This window comes from Streptomyces sp. NPDC055140, from assembly GCF_053607285.1.
Map to the genome: position 1 here is coordinate 14,034 of NZ_JBSGTG010000002.1, position 19,630 is coordinate 33,663.

Annotated in this window: 17 protein-coding genes and 4 pseudogenes; 11 read left to right on the forward strand and 10 right to left on the reverse strand. The window is 69.8% G+C overall.

Translation table 11 applies throughout. The features are described from left to right. Positions 1-29: 29 nt before the first annotated feature. Positions 30-1,538, reverse strand: coding sequence for an MFS transporter (locus tag ACWFR4_RS04065; protein ID WP_453650674.1), 1,509 nt, complete (start codon positions 1,536-1,538; stop codon positions 30-32). Between the two features lie 113 nt (positions 1,539-1,651). On the opposite strand from ACWFR4_RS04065, the gene ACWFR4_RS04070 reads away from it, so the two are divergent. The 3 genes from ACWFR4_RS04070 to ACWFR4_RS04080 all read left to right on the forward strand — a co-directional run bounded on the left by ACWFR4_RS04070 (position 1,652) and on the right by ACWFR4_RS04080 (position 3,027). Beyond that, positions 1,652-2,089 (forward strand): MarR family winged helix-turn-helix transcriptional regulator, encoded by a 438-nt coding sequence (locus ACWFR4_RS04070; protein ID WP_326710019.1) that lies wholly within the window; start codon positions 1,652-1,654, stop codon positions 2,087-2,089. A gap of 169 nt (positions 2,090-2,258) precedes the next feature. Continuing rightward, entirely contained in the window at positions 2,259-2,705 is a 447-nt protein-coding gene (locus ACWFR4_RS04075; RefSeq protein WP_453650676.1) for a hypothetical protein, read from the forward strand. 1 nt (position 2,706) lies between these two features. Next, the gene (locus ACWFR4_RS04080) at positions 2,707-3,027 is read left to right on the forward strand and encodes a hypothetical protein (RefSeq protein WP_453650678.1); all 321 of its coding nucleotides are present in this window, start codon (positions 2,707-2,709) and stop codon (positions 3,025-3,027) included. 109 nt (positions 3,028-3,136) lie between these two features. Here ACWFR4_RS04080 and ACWFR4_RS04085 read toward each other — a convergent pair whose 3' ends face one another. From ACWFR4_RS04085 to ACWFR4_RS04100, 4 genes are all read right to left on the reverse strand, one after another. Beyond that, on the reverse strand, positions 3,137-5,374 hold the full coding sequence (locus ACWFR4_RS04085; protein WP_453650680.1) for a protein kinase domain-containing protein: 2,238 nt from the start codon (positions 5,372-5,374) through the stop codon (positions 3,137-3,139). A 5-nt stretch (positions 5,375-5,379) separates the two neighbouring features. Next, the gene (locus tag ACWFR4_RS04090; protein ID WP_453650682.1) at positions 5,380-7,617 is read right to left on the reverse strand and encodes an outer membrane protein assembly factor BamB family protein; all 2,238 of its coding nucleotides are present in this window, start codon (positions 7,615-7,617) and stop codon (positions 5,380-5,382) included. Positions 7,618-7,735: 118 nt separating this feature from the next. Further along, positions 7,736-9,745, reverse strand: coding sequence for a protein kinase domain-containing protein (locus ACWFR4_RS04095; protein WP_453650684.1), 2,010 nt, complete (start codon positions 9,743-9,745; stop codon positions 7,736-7,738). Continuing rightward, positions 9,711-9,965, reverse strand: coding sequence for a hypothetical protein (locus ACWFR4_RS04100; RefSeq protein ID WP_453454785.1), 255 nt, complete (start codon positions 9,963-9,965; stop codon positions 9,711-9,713). Before ACWFR4_RS04100 ends, ACWFR4_RS04095 begins: the two co-directional genes overlap by 35 nt. 68 nt (positions 9,966-10,033) lie before the next feature. Here ACWFR4_RS04100 and ACWFR4_RS04105 point away from each other — a divergent pair, with 68 nt between their 5' ends. After that, the gene (locus tag ACWFR4_RS04105) at positions 10,034-10,588 is read left to right on the forward strand and encodes a hypothetical protein (protein ID WP_453650686.1); all 555 of its coding nucleotides are present in this window, start codon (positions 10,034-10,036) and stop codon (positions 10,586-10,588) included. 45 nt (positions 10,589-10,633) lie between these two features. On the opposite strand, the pseudogene ACWFR4_RS04110 reads toward ACWFR4_RS04105, so the two are convergent. Continuing rightward, positions 10,634-10,841 (reverse strand): annotated as a pseudogene (locus ACWFR4_RS04110) (transposase family protein); the annotation flags it as partial. Between the two features lie 22 nt (positions 10,842-10,863). Beyond that, positions 10,864-11,196: pseudogene (locus tag ACWFR4_RS04115) on the reverse strand (transposase); the annotation flags it as partial. 329 nt (positions 11,197-11,525) lie between these two features. On the opposite strand from ACWFR4_RS04115, the gene ACWFR4_RS04120 reads away from it, so the two are divergent. The 5 genes and pseudogenes from ACWFR4_RS04120 (at position 11,526) to ACWFR4_RS04140 (ending at position 14,009) form a co-directional block, all read left to right on the forward strand. Further along, complete coding sequence (locus tag ACWFR4_RS04120; protein WP_100595502.1) at positions 11,526-11,978, forward strand: VOC family protein; 453 nt, start codon at positions 11,526-11,528, stop codon at positions 11,976-11,978. A 291-nt stretch (positions 11,979-12,269) separates the two neighbouring features. Beyond that, the gene (locus ACWFR4_RS04125) at positions 12,270-12,401 is read left to right on the forward strand and encodes a hypothetical protein (RefSeq protein WP_453650688.1); all 132 of its coding nucleotides are present in this window, start codon (positions 12,270-12,272) and stop codon (positions 12,399-12,401) included. A 51-nt stretch (positions 12,402-12,452) separates the two neighbouring features. Next, positions 12,453-12,974: pseudogene (locus tag ACWFR4_RS04130) on the forward strand (integrase); the annotation flags it as partial. 173 nt (positions 12,975-13,147) lie between these two features. Further along, a complete protein-coding gene (locus ACWFR4_RS04135) occupies positions 13,148-13,555 on the forward strand; it encodes an FKBP-type peptidyl-prolyl cis-trans isomerase (protein WP_376609244.1) in 408 nt (135 codons plus the stop codon). Positions 13,556-13,673: 118 nt separating this feature from the next. Continuing rightward, on the forward strand, positions 13,674-14,009 hold the full coding sequence (locus ACWFR4_RS04140) for a hypothetical protein (protein ID WP_453650690.1): 336 nt from the start codon (positions 13,674-13,676) through the stop codon (positions 14,007-14,009). 383 nt (positions 14,010-14,392) lie between these two features. Here the strand turns inward: ACWFR4_RS04140 and ACWFR4_RS04145 are convergent, their stop codons facing one another. After that, a complete protein-coding gene (locus ACWFR4_RS04145; protein ID WP_453650692.1) occupies positions 14,393-14,647 on the reverse strand; it encodes a hypothetical protein in 255 nt (84 codons plus the stop codon). A gap of 111 nt (positions 14,648-14,758) precedes the next feature. Between ACWFR4_RS04145 and ACWFR4_RS04150 the strand changes: the two genes are divergently transcribed. Continuing rightward, a complete protein-coding gene (locus tag ACWFR4_RS04150) occupies positions 14,759-15,565 on the forward strand; it encodes a site-specific integrase (RefSeq protein ID WP_453650694.1) in 807 nt (268 codons plus the stop codon). Positions 15,566-15,679: 114 nt separating this feature from the next. Here the strand turns inward: ACWFR4_RS04150 and ACWFR4_RS04155 are convergent, their stop codons facing one another. After that, positions 15,680-16,291, reverse strand: coding sequence for a class I SAM-dependent methyltransferase (locus tag ACWFR4_RS04155; protein ID WP_453454804.1), 612 nt, complete (start codon positions 16,289-16,291; stop codon positions 15,680-15,682). Between the two features lie 427 nt (positions 16,292-16,718). On the opposite strand from ACWFR4_RS04155, the pseudogene ACWFR4_RS04160 reads away from it, so the two are divergent. Then, positions 16,719-16,820, forward strand: a pseudogene (locus ACWFR4_RS04160) (integrase core domain-containing protein); the annotation flags it as partial. A 138-nt stretch (positions 16,821-16,958) separates the two neighbouring features. Here ACWFR4_RS04160 and ACWFR4_RS04165 read toward each other — a convergent pair. Continuing rightward, positions 16,959-19,316, reverse strand: a complete 2,358-nt coding sequence (locus ACWFR4_RS04165; protein WP_453650696.1) for a glycosyl hydrolase family 95 catalytic domain-containing protein — start codon at positions 19,314-19,316, stop codon at positions 16,959-16,961. Positions 19,317-19,630: the final 314 nt, after the last annotated feature.

The following is a 19,630-nucleotide window of genomic DNA, read 5'->3' on the forward strand; positions in this document are numbered from 1 at the left end:
TTCCGCCGGGACCTCAACAGCTTTTCTGATCAGACAAGTTCGACGTCATGTGTAGAGCCTGCGGGTTCCGCCGCCCCCGATGCGTCGGCCTTCCTGGCCACCGCTGTACGAGGTGCGCGCGCCATCCTGAGTCCGATGAGGGCGACGACCACGACCAGGGCGAAGGCCGCTCCGGCGATGGCGAAGCTCAGCGTGAACTGGCTCTCCTGGGGCAGTGCCGGCATTCCGTCCGGCAGCGCGATGGTCTTCGACGCAAGGAGCGAAGTGATCACGGCGCTCGCGACGGCGCTGCCGACCGAGCGGGAGATGGAGTTGATTCCGTTGGCGATTCCGGTCTGGTGGGCCGGTACGGAGGCGACGATGAGCGCCGGCATGGAGGCGTATCCGAAGCTGATCGCCAGGCCGATGACCATGCCCGCGCCGATCACCGAAGCAGTGGTGCCGTGCGCGGCGGTCAGCCAGACGAAGCCGAGTACGCCGAAGGCGGCGCCGGTGGCCAGTGTGAAGCGCGCGCTGATCCGGCGCACGAGCAGTCCTCCGGCCTGGGCGCCCACGAGTGAGACGAGGGTGGTAGGCAGCAGGTAGACGACGGCCGCGTCGAGCACCGAGGCACCGAATCCGTAGCCCGTCAGGCTCTCGGGCATCTGCACGAGGTACGAGACGCCGATGAACTGGGCGAACATCGCGAATCCAAGTAGCAGCCCGGCCAGGTTGGTGAAGAGGACGGGCCGGTGGACGAACATCTTCATGTCGACCATCGGCTCCTTGACCCGGCGCTCGACCGCGACCCATACGAATGCCATGACGACCGCACCGACGAAAGCGCCGAGCGTCCTGCCGGACGTCCAGCCCCACTCATGGCCCTGGGAGATGGGCAGAAGCAGCAGCACGAGCAGCATCGCGAGGGCGAGCGCGCCCAGCCAGTCGGTCCGTCCGCCGGTCTTCGCGCGGGACGGCGGCACCGCGAGCAGGACACCGGCCAGTGCCATCACGGCAAGCGCGACCGCGAGCCAGAAGACCCGGTGGTAGTCCGGGTTCGAGCCCTGGGTGAGGAGTCCGGCGCCGACCAGCGCGAGCCCGCTGCCGAAGGCGAGCGTTCCGCTGACCAGGGCCATGGCTCCGTGCAGCTTGGCCGGCTTGATCTCCTCGCGCAGTACGGACAGGGCGAGCGGGAAGATCGCGGTCGCCGCCCCTTGCATCACCCGGCCGACGATCAGCCAGGTCAGTGAGCTGGTGGTGGCGGCGAGCACCGAGCCCGCGATCATCACGAGCAGGACGCCGACGAGGGTGGGCTTCTTGCCGTGCTGGTCACCGAAGCGGCCGAGGAGCGGGGTGAAGACGGCGGCTGACAGCAGTGTGGCCGTGGTCACCCAGCTGACATTCGCCGTGGTGGCGTTCAGATCGGCCTGGATGATGCTCAGCACCGGGACGACCAGGGTCTGCATCATCGAGACGACCATGGCGGCCGCCCCGAGGGCCAGGACGAGCAGGGTCTGCCCGGGGACCCTTGGGGGCGCGGCGCGATGTGCTTGGGACACGGCGAATCTCTCTCAGTTACTTGACAACCTTGATGCTTGAGGTTCTCAAGCAATGGGAGACGGTAAACATTAATAGTTGAGATCGTCAAGTTTTCCGGGGTAAAGTGACTCCCATGACAGGAACTCCCCGCGTCGGCACGGCCCAGCTCATGGAGCTGCTCTCGGTGTCACTCGGTGCCTATTACGGCGACTTCACGGTCGCGGCGGCGAGTGAGAACCTCACGGCGAGCCAGGGCAAGGCACTGACGGTGCTGCGCCGGGGGCCCGCGGCGATGCGGTCCCTGGCCGACACTCTGACCTGTGACGCCTCGAACATGACCGGGATCATCGACCGGCTGGAGAAGCGCGGCCTGGTACGCCGCGAACCGAGCCCCTCCGACCGGCGCGTCAAGAACGTCGTCCTCACGACCGAGGGCGAGCGCGTCGCGGACGCGATTCGCGTGAAGATGCGCGCCACTCAGGAGGGTCTGGACGGGCTTGGCGACGATGACCGGGTCGCGCTGTACGCCCTGCTGGAGCGCGTTTTCGTCTCCCGGCCGGCCGCTGCCTGACTGGGGTCAATGGGGCGCAGGTCAGTAGTTGGGCCGAGGAGCTATCGCGAGAGCCGAGCGAGGGAGGCAGACTCCAGCCGGCTGATTGGTGACCAGCAACCAAAGGCCCCTCCGGAGCCATGTGCGATCGGAACACGTCGCTGTCAGTGGCCAGCTGTACGGTCCGCCCATGAGTGAGAGACCTACGACAGCTTGGCGCGAGGGCATAGCGGAGGAACAACGGGAGCTGGCCGCTGGCACGTTGGATCCGGAGTGTGCGTGCATGGCCGAGCTTTTCCCCGAGCGCCTGCTCGTCGCCACCGACAGCGTCCTGGGCGCGTTCGAGGCGGAGCTCCCGTTGCTCCAAGGCGCTCCCGATGAGCACATCTTCGCTGCTGTGCAGCGTGTTGTCCTGGCTCTGAACGTCGTCAACGACGAGCACAACGGGGGCGCCTATGAGACAGGCGAACGCGAGCAGCTGTGCCACTACATCGACGAAGCCCTCACCATCCCGACGCCAAGGTCATCCGCCGCGACCGACTCGGCGGAGCGATCCACGAATACACACAGGTCGCATAGGGCAGCCGAATATCGGGCACCCACACGACCTCGGCAACCCCTCAACTTTCCGGCCTGACGTGCTGCTCAGCCTTCCGGGGCATGCCACATCCACGCGCACCCTGCTGCCGGCGGATGCCAAGTACAAGCGCTACGACCGCTACGACGTCAGCGCTGCCAACATCCACCAGCTCCTCACGTACAGCGTCGGCTACACCCCAAGCACCGACCCGCGTGCAGCGATCGTCCACCCATGTCCCGGTGGACACTCCCACCGAGTCCTCCAGGTCAGTGGACCGCAGGGCTCGCTCGGGAGCGTCCACGTCCTGGGGGTCGACACCCTCGCGGCCCCGCAGCAGGCGACCGTGTGGATCAGGTCGGTACTATCCTGGGCCGACTGATGATCGCTGCCCGCTCACCACACCAGGCGTCGCACCCGGCAGCGCATGTCACCTGCTCGCCATCCGCCCACGCATCTGGCCGGCGGCGGTAAGCAAGGGGTCAGGGCCTTCAGTCGGTCAGCGGGAGGGTGATCACCTCCCGGCCGCTGGAGAGGTGGAGCCGGCCGTCCGCGAGGCGCAGGGCGGTACGGCCCCACCTCCCCTCCAGGGGGAGGCGGTCGTCCTCGGCGTCGTCGCGGCGGTATGTCCAGGGCGGGCGGTGGGTCCGGAGGCCGACGGGGAGCAGCGGTTCGCGGACCATGCCGGTGTCGAGGTAGTACGTGCCCTGGTGGACCCATGGCGGGGTCTCGTACAGCAGCACCACTCGGGTCTTGTACTCCCACAGCACCCGGCCGTCGGCGGCGCGCAGGGCCAGCAGGCTGCTGGAGCCGCCGCTCGAGACCCCGGGGTCGTGGGCGTCCATCGCGATGACGTGGACGACGTCGTCGGCCACGACCGGCACCCCGTAGACGGGCTGGAACCCGGTATCGACCGGCCGGTCTCTGCCGACGCGCCAGAGGACCTTCCCGGTCGCGGTGTCCAGCGCCCGGACCTCGGTACCGCCCACGAACACCCGGCCGTCCGCGATGGCCCGGGCGTCCACAGTGCCGAGATTCGGAACCTTCGGGGCGATGAGCCGGGTCCGCCAGCGTTCCCGGCCGTCGGAGCGGGCCACGCCGACGACGTCCATCGACGTGCTGTACAGGAACAGGTCATCGGCCACCGCTCCGAGCAGCGGCCTCTCCCGGTGCCCGGTGGGACGCAGCCAGAGCCGTCGGCCGCTCGCCATGTCGTAGGCGGCCACCGTTTCCGCTCCGGCATCGGAACCCGACAGGTAGAACGTGCCGTCGGCGAGGGCGGCCACGGAGTGGACGTACAGGGGCGGCTTGCCCAACTCGCCGGGGAACGGGGCGAGTCCACCGGTCCTCGGGTCGATCAGGAGCAGCGGCGGGGAGCCGTTGGGGTCCCCGTACCACTGGGTCTCCTGGACGATCCGGCCCGCCCCGGCGTCGGCGAAAGCCACGTACCGGGGCTGGCGCCAGACCTGCCTCCCGGTCCGGGCGTCGAGGCCGATCAGCGACCGCTTGTCCTTCTCGTCGCCGACGGAGACGACGACCACGCAGTCCGCGACCGTCTCGACAGTGACCTCCGCCGTGGCCCGGTGCGTCCACAGCGGCTCGGGCACGAGTCCCGGCGGCCGGGACGGCTTCGTGGGGGACGGCCCGGACGGCGTGGCCGCGCCGTGGCGCGCCCACACCGCACCGCCCGTGGCCAGCGCGGCCAGGCCGCCCGCCCCGGCGAGCAACAGGCCGCGGCGCGAGGGCGGGACGGCGGGCGGCGGCGTCTCGTCCTGGCCGGTGGGGGGAGCACCGGGCAGCCGGGTCGGCCGCAGCTCCCACACTCCGGCGGTGCGGCGGCCGATGTCGGCGAGGAGCGGGCCTGGCAGCAGCGTGGCGAAGTGGCCTTCGGGGGCGTTCAGCCGTTCCGCGAACGCGGCGGGGCCGGGTCGCTCCTCGGGCTCCTTCGCCAGGCAGCGGGCCAGCTCCGGGCGGAGCGGACCTGGCATCCCGGTCAGGTCCGGGTCCTCGTACCGGACGCCGTAGAGGAGTTCGGCCGCCTGCTTTCCGGGGAACGGTCCGTGGCCGGTGGCCGCGAACACCAGGACGCCGCCGAGGGCGAAGAGGTCGCCCGCGGGGCCGTGGTCACGGCCGCCGGCCTGCTCGGGGGACATGTAGGCGGGGGTTCCCACCGCCTGGCCGGTACGGGTGAGGCGGCGGGCGCCGAGGGCGCGGGCGATGCCGAAGTCGATGATCCTCGGCCCGGTGGCGGTGACCAAAATGTTCGACGGTTTGAGATCGCGATGCACGATGCCCGAGCCGTGGATGTCGGCGAGCGCGTGGGCGAGGCGGGCGCCGAGGGCCCGTACGGCGGGTTCGGGCAGCGGGCCGTGTCGCTCGACGGCCTCGGCGAGCGACGGCCCGAGGACGTACTCCGTCGCCAGCCACGGCAGCGTTCCCTGCGTGTCGGCGTCGACCACTGTGGCCCCGTGCCGGGCGCCGATGGTCCGCGCGGCCTCCGCCTCGAGCCGGAACCTCACGCGGAACTCGGGTTCGCGTGCCAGCTGTTCGTGCACGGTCTTCAGGGCGACGACCCGGCCACCCGCGGACCGGGCGAGGAACACCGTGCCCATGCCTCCGCCGCCGAGGCGGCCGAGCAGCGTGTAGCCGCCGACGCGGACGGGGTCGGCGGGGTGGAGGGGCTGAAGCGGCGACGCGTTGTTGTCGACGTTGTCGTAGTCGTCGTTCATGGCGCTCATCCGACCGGGAGGGCGAAGTAGTGCCTGCTGTACTGGCGCGCGAAGACGGCGGTCTTCGCGCCGCTGAAGACCCGCCAGGTGCCGCGGTCGTCCTCCGTGTCCCCGACGCCCTGGAAGCTCCACAGGATCGTGCCGTTCTCGGCGTCCCGGGCCACGACGGACGAGCCGAGGGAGTACACGGGGGTGCCCGTACTGCCGACCGCCACACCAGCGTAGTCGTCGCTGCCGTCGCTGCCGTCCGGCGGGAGGGAGGCCCAGCGCGTGTTCCCGTCGGCGGCGTCGATGCGGTACGCGCGCTGGATGCCGTCGACCGCGTACAGCGACGTGCCCCGTACCACGACTCCCCGTGGGGTCCCGGCCGTGTTGCCGCCCTCCGCTCGGTTCTTCCACAGCTCCTTGCCGCTCTCCAGGTCGTACGCCCGCATGGCCGGCCAGTCCTCCACGAACAGCACACCGCCGGGGGACAGCCAGGAGCGGACCTTGGCCGTCACCTTGCCGAAGGACTTCTCCCACCGCTTCACACCGGTGACCCGGTTGACGGCGAGGAAGAGGGCGGGCCTGGTCTCGTCCTTCTTCTCGATGTCGTCGGGTTCTCGATAGCGCTTCAGGAAGAGGGACTTCTCGCCCAGGACGCCCTTGAGGTCCGTCGACTCGTAGCCGCGGGGCAGTCTGGTGCGCCACACCTCGTCGCGTTCCCAGGCGTCGTAGCAGACGAGGTACGTGCCGAAGTCGCCGGAGTCGGGGGTCGTGAACCACACCCGTGGGCCGTCCTCCGCGATGAAATCGCTGATCCCCAGCCGGGAGTACCTCGTGTCGGAGTCCCGCACGGTGCCGGTCTCGGCGGAGAAGCGGAGCAGGCCGCGGGTGCTCTCCCTGACCAGCAGAAGGTCGTCGCGGACGATGACCGGCCGGTCGTCGCAGTAGATGCGCTTCGACCAGTGCGGCTTCCCGGTGCGCAAGTCGACGCCGACGGTGGTGATCCCGCTGGGAAGGACCAGGTTCCGGTCATGCCACAGCAGCGGCGGGGCTCCGGCACTGTCCCGCGTCGTGTACTGCCAGAGGGCGGTGGGCGGGGTACCGGCGACGCGCCGGGGTGGGCCGCTCGACCTGGCCGCTGTGGGCCGGGCCGGTGTCGGGCGGTCGGCCAGGAGTTCCGTGAGGCCCCACCCGCCGACCGCACCCGCCGCCAGGCCCGCCGCGGCGGCCAGGATCACGCGGCGGCCGGGCGGCGCGGCGACAGCGGCTGTGGACGTCGGCGTGGGCGTGGGCGTGGGATCGACGAGTGTGGCCGTGGGGGTCCCGCCCGCCGCGGCCGACTCCGATGCCATGACGGCGGCGGCCTGTTCGGCCAGCTCCGCGACCAGGGGCCCGGACAGCCAGTCGGACTTCAGGAGCGCCGCCGCGCCGCCAGGTGCGAGGCCCTCGGCTACGGCGTCCGGGGTGGGCCGCCGGGCCGGGTCCTTGTCGAGACAGCGGGTGAGGAGCGGGCGCAGTCCTTCGGGTACGCCGGTGAGGTCGGCCGTGGTCGTGGCGATGCCGTCCGGTGTGGCCGGGGCGAAGGGGCTGCCTCCCGTGGCGGCGTACACGAGCAGCAGCCCCAGCATGAACACGTCCGCCGCGGGACCCACCGTGGGACCGGCGACGGACGCGGGCGTGCGCCCGGCGACCTGCTCGGGCGTGAGGAATCCGAGCGTGAGCCGGAACCCCTCGCCGTCGCGGTCGATGCCGGTGGCGGCGGTGAGGGGCCCGAAGCCGGCGAGGCGGGGCCCGTCGGCGGCGAGCAGCACCGTGTGCGGGGCGAGCCCCTGATGGACCGGGACGCGCCGGTGCAGCCGGACCAGCACCTCGGCGAGCGCGGCCCCGAGGACGCGCAGGGCGTGCTCGGGGAGCGGGCCGTGCAGGGCGACGGCGGTGCCGAGCGTGAGGGCGGGCCGGTACGCGGTGACGAGACGCTCGGCCGTGGCCTCCCGCACGGGTGCGACCCAGGGCCCGGACAGCCTGGCGGCGAGGGCGGCCTCCTCGCCGAACCTCCGGCGGAACGCGGCGGATTCCGCGAGCCGTGGGTGCGGTACGAGCAGGGTGACCGTGGCGCCGTCGCCGTCCCGGGCCACGTACTCGACGGTGGCCGCGCTCTGCCGCAGCCGGGCGAGCAGGAAGCACGTCCCGACCTGGCGTGGATCCGAATGCCGCAGCCCTTCGAGCCCCTCGGCAAGACCCTCTGCCTGCACGGACATCGGTGCTCAACCCCCTGTCTCCGCCCGGCACTTGCGCAGTGACGGCCTGTGAATCGGTAACCCGCGGGTGGAGGACGAGCACCGCGAAGTGATCGGTTCCGCCTGGCGCCTGCCGCGTTCAGAACTGCGGCAGCGCGTACAGCCTCCCGCCGCTCTGCGCCGCGAGGACGCGGCCCACCGCGGCCAGCCCCCACGCCCCCTTCCCCTCGGTCGCCGGTGCGAAGCGGTAGCGCTCCTCGTCTCCGGCGAGGGGCAGCGCGGCGATGCCGGCCGCGCCGGCGGCCAGCGGTATGTAGAGGCCGTGCTCCGCCACCACCGGCCGCGCGGGCGCGTACGCCCCCTCCGCGCCCCGGACCTGCCGTACGTCGTCGCCGTCCGTGAGCCGCAGGCAGCGGACCAGGCCGCCTTCGGCAACGTACACATGCCCCTCGTGCACCAGCGGGGACCCGAACCGGCCGGTGGAGTCTGTGGGCTCGGCCTGCCAGCGCGGGGTGCCGTCCCCCAGGGCGAGGCCGCGCAGCAGCGCACCGCCGAGGACCGCGAGACCGGCGCCGGACGCGGGGCGCAGCCCGCTCGTTCCGCCCGGTGCGCTCCACTTCTCCTCCCCGGAGGCCGAGTCCACCGCGTGCGTGGTCCCGTTGCCGAGCGTGAGCAGGATTCGCCCGTCGCCCGCCGTGGCCGTCGCGCCTTCCGGGGCGAGCGCCCGCGCCGACCGCCACAGCCGCCCAGGGGCTCCGTGCCGTACGGCGACGAGGTGCCCGGCGGGGTCGGCCGCGTACACGGTGTCCGTCCCGGCGGCGAGGACGCGTGCGAGGACGCCCGGGCCCTGCCAGGTGACGTCTCCGGTACGGGGGTCGAAGCCGCGCAGCTTCCCGTCCTGCCCGAGCAGCACGGGCCAGGGCGCCGACGGGGCGGGGGCGCGTCCCCCGGTGTGGGACCAGAGCCGGTCGCCGGTGCGCGGGTCGAGCGCGGTGACCCGGCCGGCCTGTGCGACCAGCAGGACGTCGCCCGCCGGCGCGGGCCCGAACGGCATGTCCGGGTCCAGGTCGGACACGTCCCACAGCGGCGTGGGGAGTTCCCCCGGCGCCCCCGCCCACAGCGGCACCTCGCCGGTGGGGTTCCCGTCACGCGTGCTGTCGTACCACCGCCATCCGACGCCCCCGGCGGCGGCGAGCAGTACGGCACCGCCCGCCAGGTGCAGCATCCGGCGTCGGGACAGCGGGGCGGCCCGGAGGCCGGTCACCTCCCGGGCCCGGCGGGCCAGTTCCTCGATGTCGGCGACGACGTCGGCGGGCAGCCACCCCGTCGCCGTCCCCTCGGCAGGCGCCTCCCGAAGAAGCGCCGCCAGGTCGCGCGCGGCCGCGCGCCGTCCGGGGTCCTTGTCCAGGCAGCGGCGTACGGCGTCGAGCATCGGCCCGGGTACGCGGGACAGGTCGGGCTCCTCGTGCACGATGCCGTAGTCGGCGAGCACGGGCCCGCCGCCGAAGGCGTGGTGACCGGTGCTCGCGTACACGAGAACGGCGCCCAGCGTGAACACATCGCTGAGCGGCCCGAGTTCGTGCCCGAGGATCTGCTCGGGCGACATGTACCCGGCGGATCCGGGGCGCTGCCCCGTGAGCGTGAGCCTGGTCCCGGCGGACAGCCGGGCGATGCCGAAGTCGACGAGGCGGGGCCCGTCGGCGGCGAGCAGGACGTTCGACGGCTTGAGGTCCCGGTGCACGGCCCCGGTGCTGTGCAGCGCGGTGAGCACGGAGGCGAGCCGGGCGCCGAGCGCCCACGCGGTGCCCACGGGGAGCGGGCCGTGCTCCTCGACGCACCGCTCCAGGGTCGGCCCCGCCACGTACTCGGTCGCCAGCCAGGGCACGGGCCCGCCCAGATCGGCCCCGAGCAGGCGCGGGACGAACGGGCTCCGAACGGCCTTGATGGCCTCGCGCTCGCGCCGGAACCTCGCCACGACGTGCGGCGCGTGCAGGAGCTCGGCCTTCACCGTCTTGACGGCGGCGATCCGCCGCCCATGCCGTCCCAGATAGACGGTACCCATGCCGCCTTCACCCAACACGCCCATCAGCCGCCATGGGCCCAGCACGGCGGGATCACCGGGCCGCAGTTCCCCCACCAGTTCGGTCACGGCGGCCGATGGTACGGGGTGTAGGGGGCAGGGGCTGAGTGGTCGCCAACTTTCCGTGCTTCAACGCAGAACCATTCTCGGATCGCTGCAGGTCATGGAGTTGTTCGGGGTTGGACCACTGCGTCAATATCTCGATGTCCTTGTCCATGTTGCTCATCGGCAGCAGTCGTATCAAGGCGAACATGCTCGACATGGCGAGGTAGGGCAGTACCAGCAGCACGATCGATCAGCCTGACACGCTGATCCGGCGATCACCGACCGTTTGCGCAAATCTGCACGTCTCAGGCCGTGGATGGGGTTTTCGGCACCCTGCGTGTGCCGATAATTACGTCCGAGCAGGTCACCGCAGTCACGGCGTCGATCGCACGGCGCGGCAGGATGGTCACTCGTGCTGCCCCGTCTCTCGTGCAATTACGGCATCTCACTGAAAGCATCAGGTCCGCCGCCCGCGGGGCGACGTACGACGTCGGTGTTCAGATCAAACTCGTCCTTCTGGAGCACCCGCAACTGCGTCCGTTCTTCTTCGACGACGTGCCCGCCCCGTCCGATCATCCAGAGGCCAGTCGGATCGCTTCCCTGGCCGAGTTGTACTGCATGTACTTCCAAGAACTGGTTGGCCAGGGACTGAACGTCACGGCGAACAATCGTGCAGCATGGCACAACCTCGTAACGTCGATGTACCGCACGAGCCCACCCATTCGCAGTCAGCTGACGCACCATCTGGAGTGGTACTCGGTGGAGCTCCGTGCCGTCATTACCCGTCTTCAGGCCGAGGACAACTCCCAGGAGGCTCGGGCACTTGGCAGTTCGGAGGGAAGCGATCCAGCTCGGATCTCCGACTGACCGCCTGGGTACAAGGAGCCCTTTCCAACCTCGGTTTGAGGTGTGATGAAGGACGACGACGGTCTTCACAGATGTCGGTGATGCGGTTGGTGCTGCAGCGGAGTTTCCGCAGGAGACGCCATCCCTTCAGGGTGGCCGTGGCCTGTTCACCGAGGCAGCGGATCTCGGCATGCGTACTGTTATGCCGCCGCTCCCACCGCTTGAGGTGACGGCGTCGAAGCGGTACTCGGACCGGTCGGCCAGCGCCCTGGTAGGCCGTGATGCTTCTATAGACGTCAAGCCTTTGAGATGGTGGCGCGGGTGCGGGTGAGTGCGTGGTAGACCTCGCGGGCGATGAAGCGCTTGAGGCAACGGATGGTGGCCTTTTTGTGAGCCCTTGCTGGGTTCGGCGTGCGACGTAGACGCGGGTGCGAGGGCAGTAGCGCATCCGCACCACCGTGGTCATGTGGAGGGCCCAGTTGGCCTGGCGGTCACGCCACGGCTGAGTCGACGCCGGTCGTGCGCCCGGAGGATGCCGGGACGGGCGCGGCGCCGCACAAGGCTGCGAACGCGGCTTCCGTGCGCAGACGTTCAGGGTTGTCGCCGGCTGTGACCAAGAGCTGTCCGGCGGTCTCTGCGTGGCCACGCTGAACAGCGCTAGCAGATCGGGCTACGCGCCCTCGCCGAATCGATTGCCGATCCAGGCCGGATCGCCCGCCTCGACATACGTCGGCACGACCGCCTCGGTGGAGTGATCTACGAGTACCGACATGCCGCCTGAGATGCACGGATGAGATTTTCGGCCGGCGCAGAGTTCACCGGTATCCCGCGCTACGAGCGTGACTGGAGCGTCGACGCCACAACACGACTGGCTCCCCTCCCAGCCGTGTTCATTCGTGCTCGCGAACATCCATCCACCACTATGAAAGGAAACATCCGATTTACCTGGAGGCCTTGCATGCACGGTGACGGTTTTCCTGCCCCGGATTCCGGGCTCCTCCTCACTCACTTTCTGACGGTGACCGACGTAGCCCGATCTCGCGCCTTCTACGCCGACGTTCTCGGCGGTGAGGTGGTGCTCGAGGAGAACCCCTGCACCATCAAGCTCGCCAATGGATGGATCATCATGAATCCGGGCGGCGGCCCCACCCCAGACAAGCCAGACGTCATCCTGCGCCCGCCCACCGACCCGAGCACGGTCAGCAGCTTCCTCAACCTCCGTGTCGCCGACATCGAGGCATGTCACCGAGAGTGGAGCGCGAAGGGCGCCGAGTTCCTCACGCCACCCATCGATCGCAAGGCCGAGCTGCGGTGCTACTTGCGCGATCCGGACGGCTATCTCATCGAAGTCGGGCAGGCCACCGGCATGCTGCAGGGCGTCTACGCCGACCCGCCCGCCGGCACAAGCTAGTGGCCCGTCACGCAGCCTTGGCCGGGTAATCAGTCCATGATCGGATTGATGAATCGGGGCGAAGTGTGTCTTCGGTTTCGCTCGAGCGTTGCGCCAGCGGACGTAGGCGCCGATAGCAGCGTTCTGCTCCTCGTGGCTGCGGTGATCGGTGCCGTTGAGCGCGAAGTAGCGTAGGGCTGCGAACTCCGCCTCGATCCAGTTCAGCCAGGAACCGTAAGTCGGCAGGAAGACCAACTCCATGTCGTTGTCGGTTACCCAGGCGCGTACCTTGACGTGCTTGTGCGGGAGAAGTTGTCCAGCACCACCCGCTCCCCGACCCCGACCCTGCGCCTGCGCCTGCGCCTGCGCCTGCGCCTGCGCCTGCGCCTGCCGAGAATGCCGTCCGTGCAGCTCAAGGGCCTGTGCGGTGCTGCGGCAGGATGAGCGCTTGAGTTGCTTCGTCTCGCCTACCTGACCGTCACCAACGCGTTCGCCATGCTGCGATTGCTACCGATGAGCGACTGCGACAAGGACGCGGAGATCCTTGCCCTGCGACGCCACCAGATCACGGCCCTCGAACGGCAGCTCGGCGCGGACCGAGTGAAGTTCACTTCGGAAGACCGAGCCTTCCCCGCCGCTCTACTGATGCCGCTCCCGCGCCAGGCTCTGCGCCGGCACCGGCTGCTGGTCCAACCCGACACCGTGCTGCGCCGGCACCGCAACCTGATCAAGCAGCGCCACGCCCACACCTGCCGCCCGAAGAGACCAGACCGCCCACCCGCCGTTCACTCGATCCGTACGCTGATCCTGCACCTGGTCCGGGAGAACCCGTCGTGGGGCTATCGCAGGGTGCACGGCGAACTCGCCACACTCGGCATCAAGGTCGCCGCCTCCACCGTCTGGAAGATCCCCACAATCGAAGGCATCGACCCCGCACCCGACCGCAGCACCACCACCTGGGCCGACTTCCTGCGCTCCCAAGCCGAGGTCCTCCTGGCCTGCGAATTCATAGAATCGGCGGAGTGATCCACGAGCACCGGAATGCCGCCTGACCTGGACGGATGCAATATCCGGCAGCCGCAGTGCTCCGGGGACCGGCATTCTCGATAGCGTGACCATCTTCTGCATGGAGTGTTCAGGTGTCCGGCTGGTCCGTGCGATGGCTTCCGACGGAGAGTGATGAGGCTGCAATGAGTGAACTGACGAAGCCCGAGGTCGACGTTCCGGAGGGTGACGCTCCTACCGAGCTGACCATCCGGGACCTGGTCGTCGGGGACGGGGCTGAGGTAAAGCCGGGCATGGTGGTCAGGGTCCACTATGTCGGGGTGACCTTCGAGTCCGGGAAGGAGTTCGATGCCTCCTGGGACCGGGGCCAGCCGTTCAAGTTCGCCCTGGGCAGCGGCAAGGTCATCAAGGGCTGGGACCGAGGGGTGAGGGGGATGAAGGTCGGCGGTCGGCGCGAGATCATCGTTCCCCCGCGTCTCGGCTACGGCAAGCAGTCGCCCTCGCCGTTGATCCCGGCGGGCTCGACCCTGGTCTTCGTGGTGGACCTGCTGGACTCGTATTCCAGCACAACCGGGTGGAGCAGCGCCTGGTAACCCTGGCCGCCCCTCCCCTACGACGTGCTGCGTCGCCCCCGGGGTTGGCGCCTCCGTGCTCCTCACTGCCGCTCCTGCTTCCGCCTCCGCAGCGTCCGAACGGTTCCGCTGCGACTCAGTGACCGCCGAAGGCCACAAGGCGACCGACTGCCTCAATGGCCTGCCCGGCGCCGCCGCCCTGACGTCTGAACTCGGCGGCCGCGCTCGGCAAACGGGGGAGGCCCCCGGCGGAATCCAGCTCGTCGCACTGCCGATCACAGCGCTGGTCCGAGAAGGCCCCGCCCAGCAGCAGCACATTGCGCAAGCCGATACGGACCAAGATCCGGACCAGGCCCCGCCAGAGAGCCGCACCATCTACTGTTTCCGCTGGTCAGCTTGGGGTGCAACTGCGGTCCACCAGGAGACGAAGAATCTGCTGGCGGTCTGCAGAGCTGCGCCCTATCAAGGGATATGACCAGGTCAGAGACCATGCCGAGGTCATGGTGGTCGCCTGGTGGTCGCACTGGACGGAGGCTGGACGTGTCGGCCTCCCCTGCCGCACCCTGAGGCGATCCCCATGCGTACAACCACCACCGCCGGCCGCGGTCGTGTCTACCGCCGCTGCGGCTGCCGAGACATTCGCCGTCACCATCTCGGTGCACACTGTCCACATCTGGTCACGGACAGCAATCACGGGACGTGGACCTTCGCCGTCGATGTCCCCGCCCCGGCTGACCGCCGGGCGACCGTGCGCCGGGGCGGGTTCGCCAGCCAAGACGACGCCGAGCAAGCACTGCACCGATTCCTCGAGGGCGAGGCGGGCGGGTTCGACGCCGACCCCAACCAGACGGTCGCCGACTACCTGAACTCCTGGCTCTCCGCCAAGGACCTCGTGTTGAAGCCGACCACCATGGCCCGGTACGGGACCATGTCCGCAACGACCTCATCCCCGGCTTCGGCAGCCTCAAGCTCGAGCAGCTCGGGCACCGGCACATCGCCGCCTTCGCCACCAGCCAACTCACCGCCGGCCGCGGCAAGGTCACCCTCTCCAGGTGCCTGGCCACTCTCTCCAGCGCCCTCGGCGACGCCGTCCGCCAGCACCGCCTCCCCCACAACCCCGCCAGTCCCCCGGTCCTGCGCCGGCCACCCTCACCGGAGCGGCGCATCTGGACACCAGAGCAAGCGGTCCGCTTCCTCGCATACTGCCACGAGGCCGACCCCTACATGGCGGACCTGTTCGAGGTCCTCATCGGCACCGGCATGCGCAAGGGCGAAGTACTCGGCCTGCGCTGGGACGCCGTCCACCTCTCCGAGGGCGTCCTCTACCTGCGCTCCACGCTCTCCGCCATCGACAACAACCGCCTCGTCCTCACCACCCCCAAGACCCGATCGAGCCGCAGCTGGGCCGCCATCTCACCCCGCGTCGCCGCAGCGCTGCGGCATCGGGCACGTACGGTTCCTCGCACCCACAGCGATGCTGCCGATCCGTTCGCCGGACTGGTCTTCTGTCGGCCCGACGGCCGCCCGCTCGGAGTGCTCAACCGTTTCCACCGGCTCTCCGACGAAGTCGGCGTCCCCAGAATCACCGTTCACGACCTGCGACACCTGGCCGCCACCATCACCATCACCGCGGGCGTCCCGCTCACCGTGGTCTCCAAGACCCTGCGGCACTCCACCCTGTCGACCACCGCGAACCTCTACAGCCACCTCACCCAACAAGCCGCACGCGAAGCCGTCGACCGCACCCTCACTCAGGCCGAGACCACCAGCCTTCGAACCAACCGGCCAAGCCCGCCGCGACCACCACGCGACCACATCCGCAGCGTCCGCGAAGCCTTCCGCCGACTGCGCAAGCCTGCCCCGCCCGCCTTCAGCACCACGGCCAGCCAGCACCGCCCAGGTCGTGCGACCACACTGCGACCACCACGCCCCGGAACACACGAAAGGCCGCCCTCTCGATCACGAGAGAACGGCCTCCGACCTGCGACAACACAAGTCGGAACGACAGGATTTGAACCTGCGACCCCTTGACCCCCAGCCGCTCGGGGCAGTCACGCTCTCGTAACGGGCGCTGGCTCCTTCTCGGCTCTCAGGGCTCCGCCGCAGCGGGCTTGACCCCTGTGGTCATGAAGCTGGACAACTGAGTCAGGGGCTGGCCTTATGGATACTGACGGCGTAGCCACCGCCGTCGTAGGCGTCAGCGTCCCAGGTGGCAACGCGGTCGACGAGGGCGAGACCCGCCGCAGTGCAACTCGCGTCGTACTCCGGCAGCGTGATACCGGGCGGCACGGGCAGGTGGGCGGCGTCCAGGCCGAAACCCGCGACCAACAGGCCGCCCGGACGCAGGGCCCCGGCCAGGCGCTTGACCACCGCACCCTCGGTCCCGGTGGCCAGCAGCGGGAAGACATTCCCGGCAGCAACGACGAGGTCAAAGTCCGCGGCGATGCCGAGCCGGGCCGGATCGAACTCGGCGAGATCGGCCCGGAACCACGGCAGCTGAGGTCCGTGAGCCCGCGCCACGTCCAGCATCGAGGCGTCGAGGTCGACCCCGACGCAGTCATACCCCAGCTCCGCCAGCCGGATCGCAATCCGTCCGGTGCCGCATCCGGCGTCAAGCACCCGCGCCCCAGCGGGCACCAGGGCCGCACAGAAACGCGCCTCACCATGCACATCCTTGCCGTTGCGGGCCAGCGCAGCAAAGCGCGCGGCGTACGCATCTCCCGATGTACCACCGGTCAGCTCCTGCCAACGACTCATGAGATCGACTATAGGCCGCCCGGCGGCCCCGACATCCGGTCCGGGGCTGCCCCACCCCCGGTCGCGACCAGCACCGCGAGGGACGGTCACAGGCCTCACGCTCCAGCCCCCGATGCAGTCGCTCCTCCACAGCGCTGGTGACCCTGTGCGTGCCAGAAAATGCATCCGCGCAGGTCAGCTCAGCCAGAACGTGACCCGTTCGCCATCCTGCGTGATTGCTGCTCATGCGCTCGTCCGCCTCGCCTACCTCCCTGTGACCCAGACGTTCGCAACACTACGTTTGCTGCCGATGACCGACCGCGAGAAGGACGCCGAGATGCTGGCACTCCGCCACCAACTCGGCTTGCCGCAACGGCAATTCGACGGAAAACGGCCGCCTTCAAAGCCGAGGAGATAGAGATCCTCATGGGCGCCGCGGGCCTCTCGGATGAACGCTCACTGCGATCGGGTGATCGGCAGCATCCGGCGCGAGGCCGCCCTCGACCATGTCCTCATCATGAACGAGGCCCACGCCCGACAGGTCCTGGCCGCCTACGCACCGCACGACAACGAGCACCGCCCCCACCGGGCCCGCAACCAACTACCGCCAGGCACCGACCAACAGCCTGCTCCGCTTCAACAAGAACATCACTCCCGAGTCCGCCGCGCCGGTGCACTGACTCCGCGTTCAGTCCGGCAGTCCCCAGGGGCGCCGCGCCGACAGTGCGGGCACGTCCCGCGGTGCGGGACCGGTGATCCTCTTGCCGACAGGGGTCACCAACACCACGGCGCCCTTCGGGAGTTGGATCACAGCGCGCCCGACACCCGTCGTGCGGTACGGCAAACGTCGCCCCTGCTCGTCCCGTACGTCGATGTCCCCGCTGATCCCGTGCTCCAGGTCGAGCGGCGCGCCGGCCTCGCTGTGCACCCGTACCCATCGGGTGGCGCCGTCGGCCCGGTCGGCGTCGATGAGGAAGGCGCCCTGGGCGCGCAGGCCCTGGACACTGGCGTCGGGCCAGCTCGCCGACACACCGGGGAAGACCCGCACCGGCCCGGAGTGGCTCTGGATCATCATGTCGAGCACGGACTGGCCTGCGGTGAGCGGGGATTCGACGGCGAGGTTGCCGCCCTCGACGTACATGGTGTTCTCGGTCATCCGGGAGTTGCGGAACACGTTGCCATCGGTGAAGTACGTCAGCAGGTCGAGGGCCTGCTCGGGACGGCCGATCCGGGCGGCCATCGAGGACGCGGCGGCGAAGCTGTAACCCGCCCACTGCGTACGGTCCTTGACCCAGTGGTCGAAGGTGGTGTCAATCAGGGCACGGTCGGCGGGGCGCGCGTGGTCGTACTCGGCGAGCGGAAAGAGCCAGAGCATGTGCGAGAAGTGCCGGTGCGACTCGGTGAGCGGCTTGTTCGCGCCGACCATCACCCCGGTCGCGTCCTGCGGGTAGGGAGTGAGCCGGTCCAGGATCTCCTGCCAGCGGGCAGCCTTGGGGTGCGTCGTGCGCAGCAGCTTCAGGCACTGCAGGAGGGTGGTGCAGCCCCAGCGCACCAGGGACAGGTCGTAGGTGCAGTCCTCGGCGTCGGCCCACTCCGGTGAGCGGGTCAGCGGCAGATGCAGGGCGCCGTCTGAACCCTCGTACAGGAAGTGGTCGTAGAAGTTCACCGCGCGGGTGAGGATCGGGTAGAGCACGTCGCGGACGATCGCCAGGTCCATGGAGTGGCGGTAGCTCAGCCAGATGTTGTGCAGCGCCCACAGCAGGTTGCCGGTGTTGTCGGTCTTGGAGGCGGTGCCGGGGACGCCGACCGTCTTTCCGCCGGTGCGCAGCATCCAGTCCGAGGGGTGCGCGAGGGCGTAGGTATCGCCGTCACGGTACTCCGCGGGGACGGAGGTGGGGAGCTCTGCCTCGAAGGCCTTGAACGTCGAGGTGACGGAGTCGAGTTCGGGATGGTTGGAGCCCTGCAGCAGCCAGCTGGCGATCTGCACGTTCAGGTTCCACCAGACGGCGGTCCAGCTGCCGCCGGTCTCCGGGTACCACGGCCCCCACTCGGACAGGGACGGCCTGTTCGCGCGGGTGGCGCTGGCGAGCTTGTACAGCTGAATCCAGTAGAAGTCCTGGATTCGCTTGTCGGGTACGGAGACGAAGCTGCGGCGGTAGTAGCGGTGCCACCAGGATCGGTGTTCGCTCAGCAGGCCCGTGGTGGAGGCGGCGAGGGTGCGGTCGACCGCGGCGAGGGCGAGGCGCGTGGTGCCGCTCAGCTCCTCCGGGTGCCGGTACACGACATGGGCGGCCAGCACCCGGCGGGTGCCGTCGCGGCGCTCGCGCCAGGCCGTGGTCCAGCCGCCGCCCGCTATCAGCGGCTGCTCGACATAGGAGGTGCCCTCGGCAGTGCCGGTCGCGGGGTCCGGGTTGCCCACGTAGTCGGCGGGCTTGTCCTTTGTGCGCGACGTGGTGGCGGGCATCCAGGTGAAGGACCAGGCCGCATCCTCTTCCCCCGGGCTCGGCTCGGTGAACGCCACCAGCGCGTCACGCGAGTTGTGCACCAGGATGCTGAACGCGACGCTGCCCCGGACCGTGGTGATGGTGCCGCGCAGTTCGGCGTCGTACAGGTCGAGGGTCCAGTCGACGGCGGTGATCTCGCCGGAGAGGCTGAGGGTGAGACAGCCGATCGGCAGCCGGGAGTAGCCGATGGCCGCACGCCACTGCCCGCGCTGGTCCTGCACCTTGGTGTGGCTGAGCATCACCTGGAGGGTGTTCGCGGCGGCGCCCTTGGAGACGACGGCGCCCAGCAGCCCGTTGCCGAGCAGTGCGCCGTCCTTCCAGTCGGCGGGCAGCGTGCGCCAACGCAACGAGGCGTCGCGCGCGACCCGTTCATGGGGCGAGACATCGGTGGAATGCGCGCCCGCCCCCACGTTGGCGGCAGAAGCGGCCCAGGCGGAGGCGGCCTGCGGGAGAAGCGTGGCTGCGCCCACTCCGGTGGCCAGAGTGAGAGCGGTCCGCCGGGATGGGCGGGAGAGTGCGGCCGAGATGTGTCTCTCGTTCATATAAGTGACTCCCATACTCGGAGGTGAACCCGCGTCCCGGGAATGATGCAGTCAACACCCCTTAGCCACAAGGGGTATTGAAGCAAGAGATCCGATCTTTTCGCGCGGCCATGGACGGGAGGCCGCCGTCCTTGCAGTCCGGCGCGGTCCGATCGACCAGACGTAGCAGCGCGCCCCACTCGAGGGCGCAGGCGTCATGGTTCTCGCAGTCGGAGGCCGCGTGCCGCGCACACGAGGCGGCGGCCGCGGCCCACCGTGAGGTGCCGACGACGTTGCGTCGGCACCCGGCACACGTGGGTGTGAGCCCCCGTTCT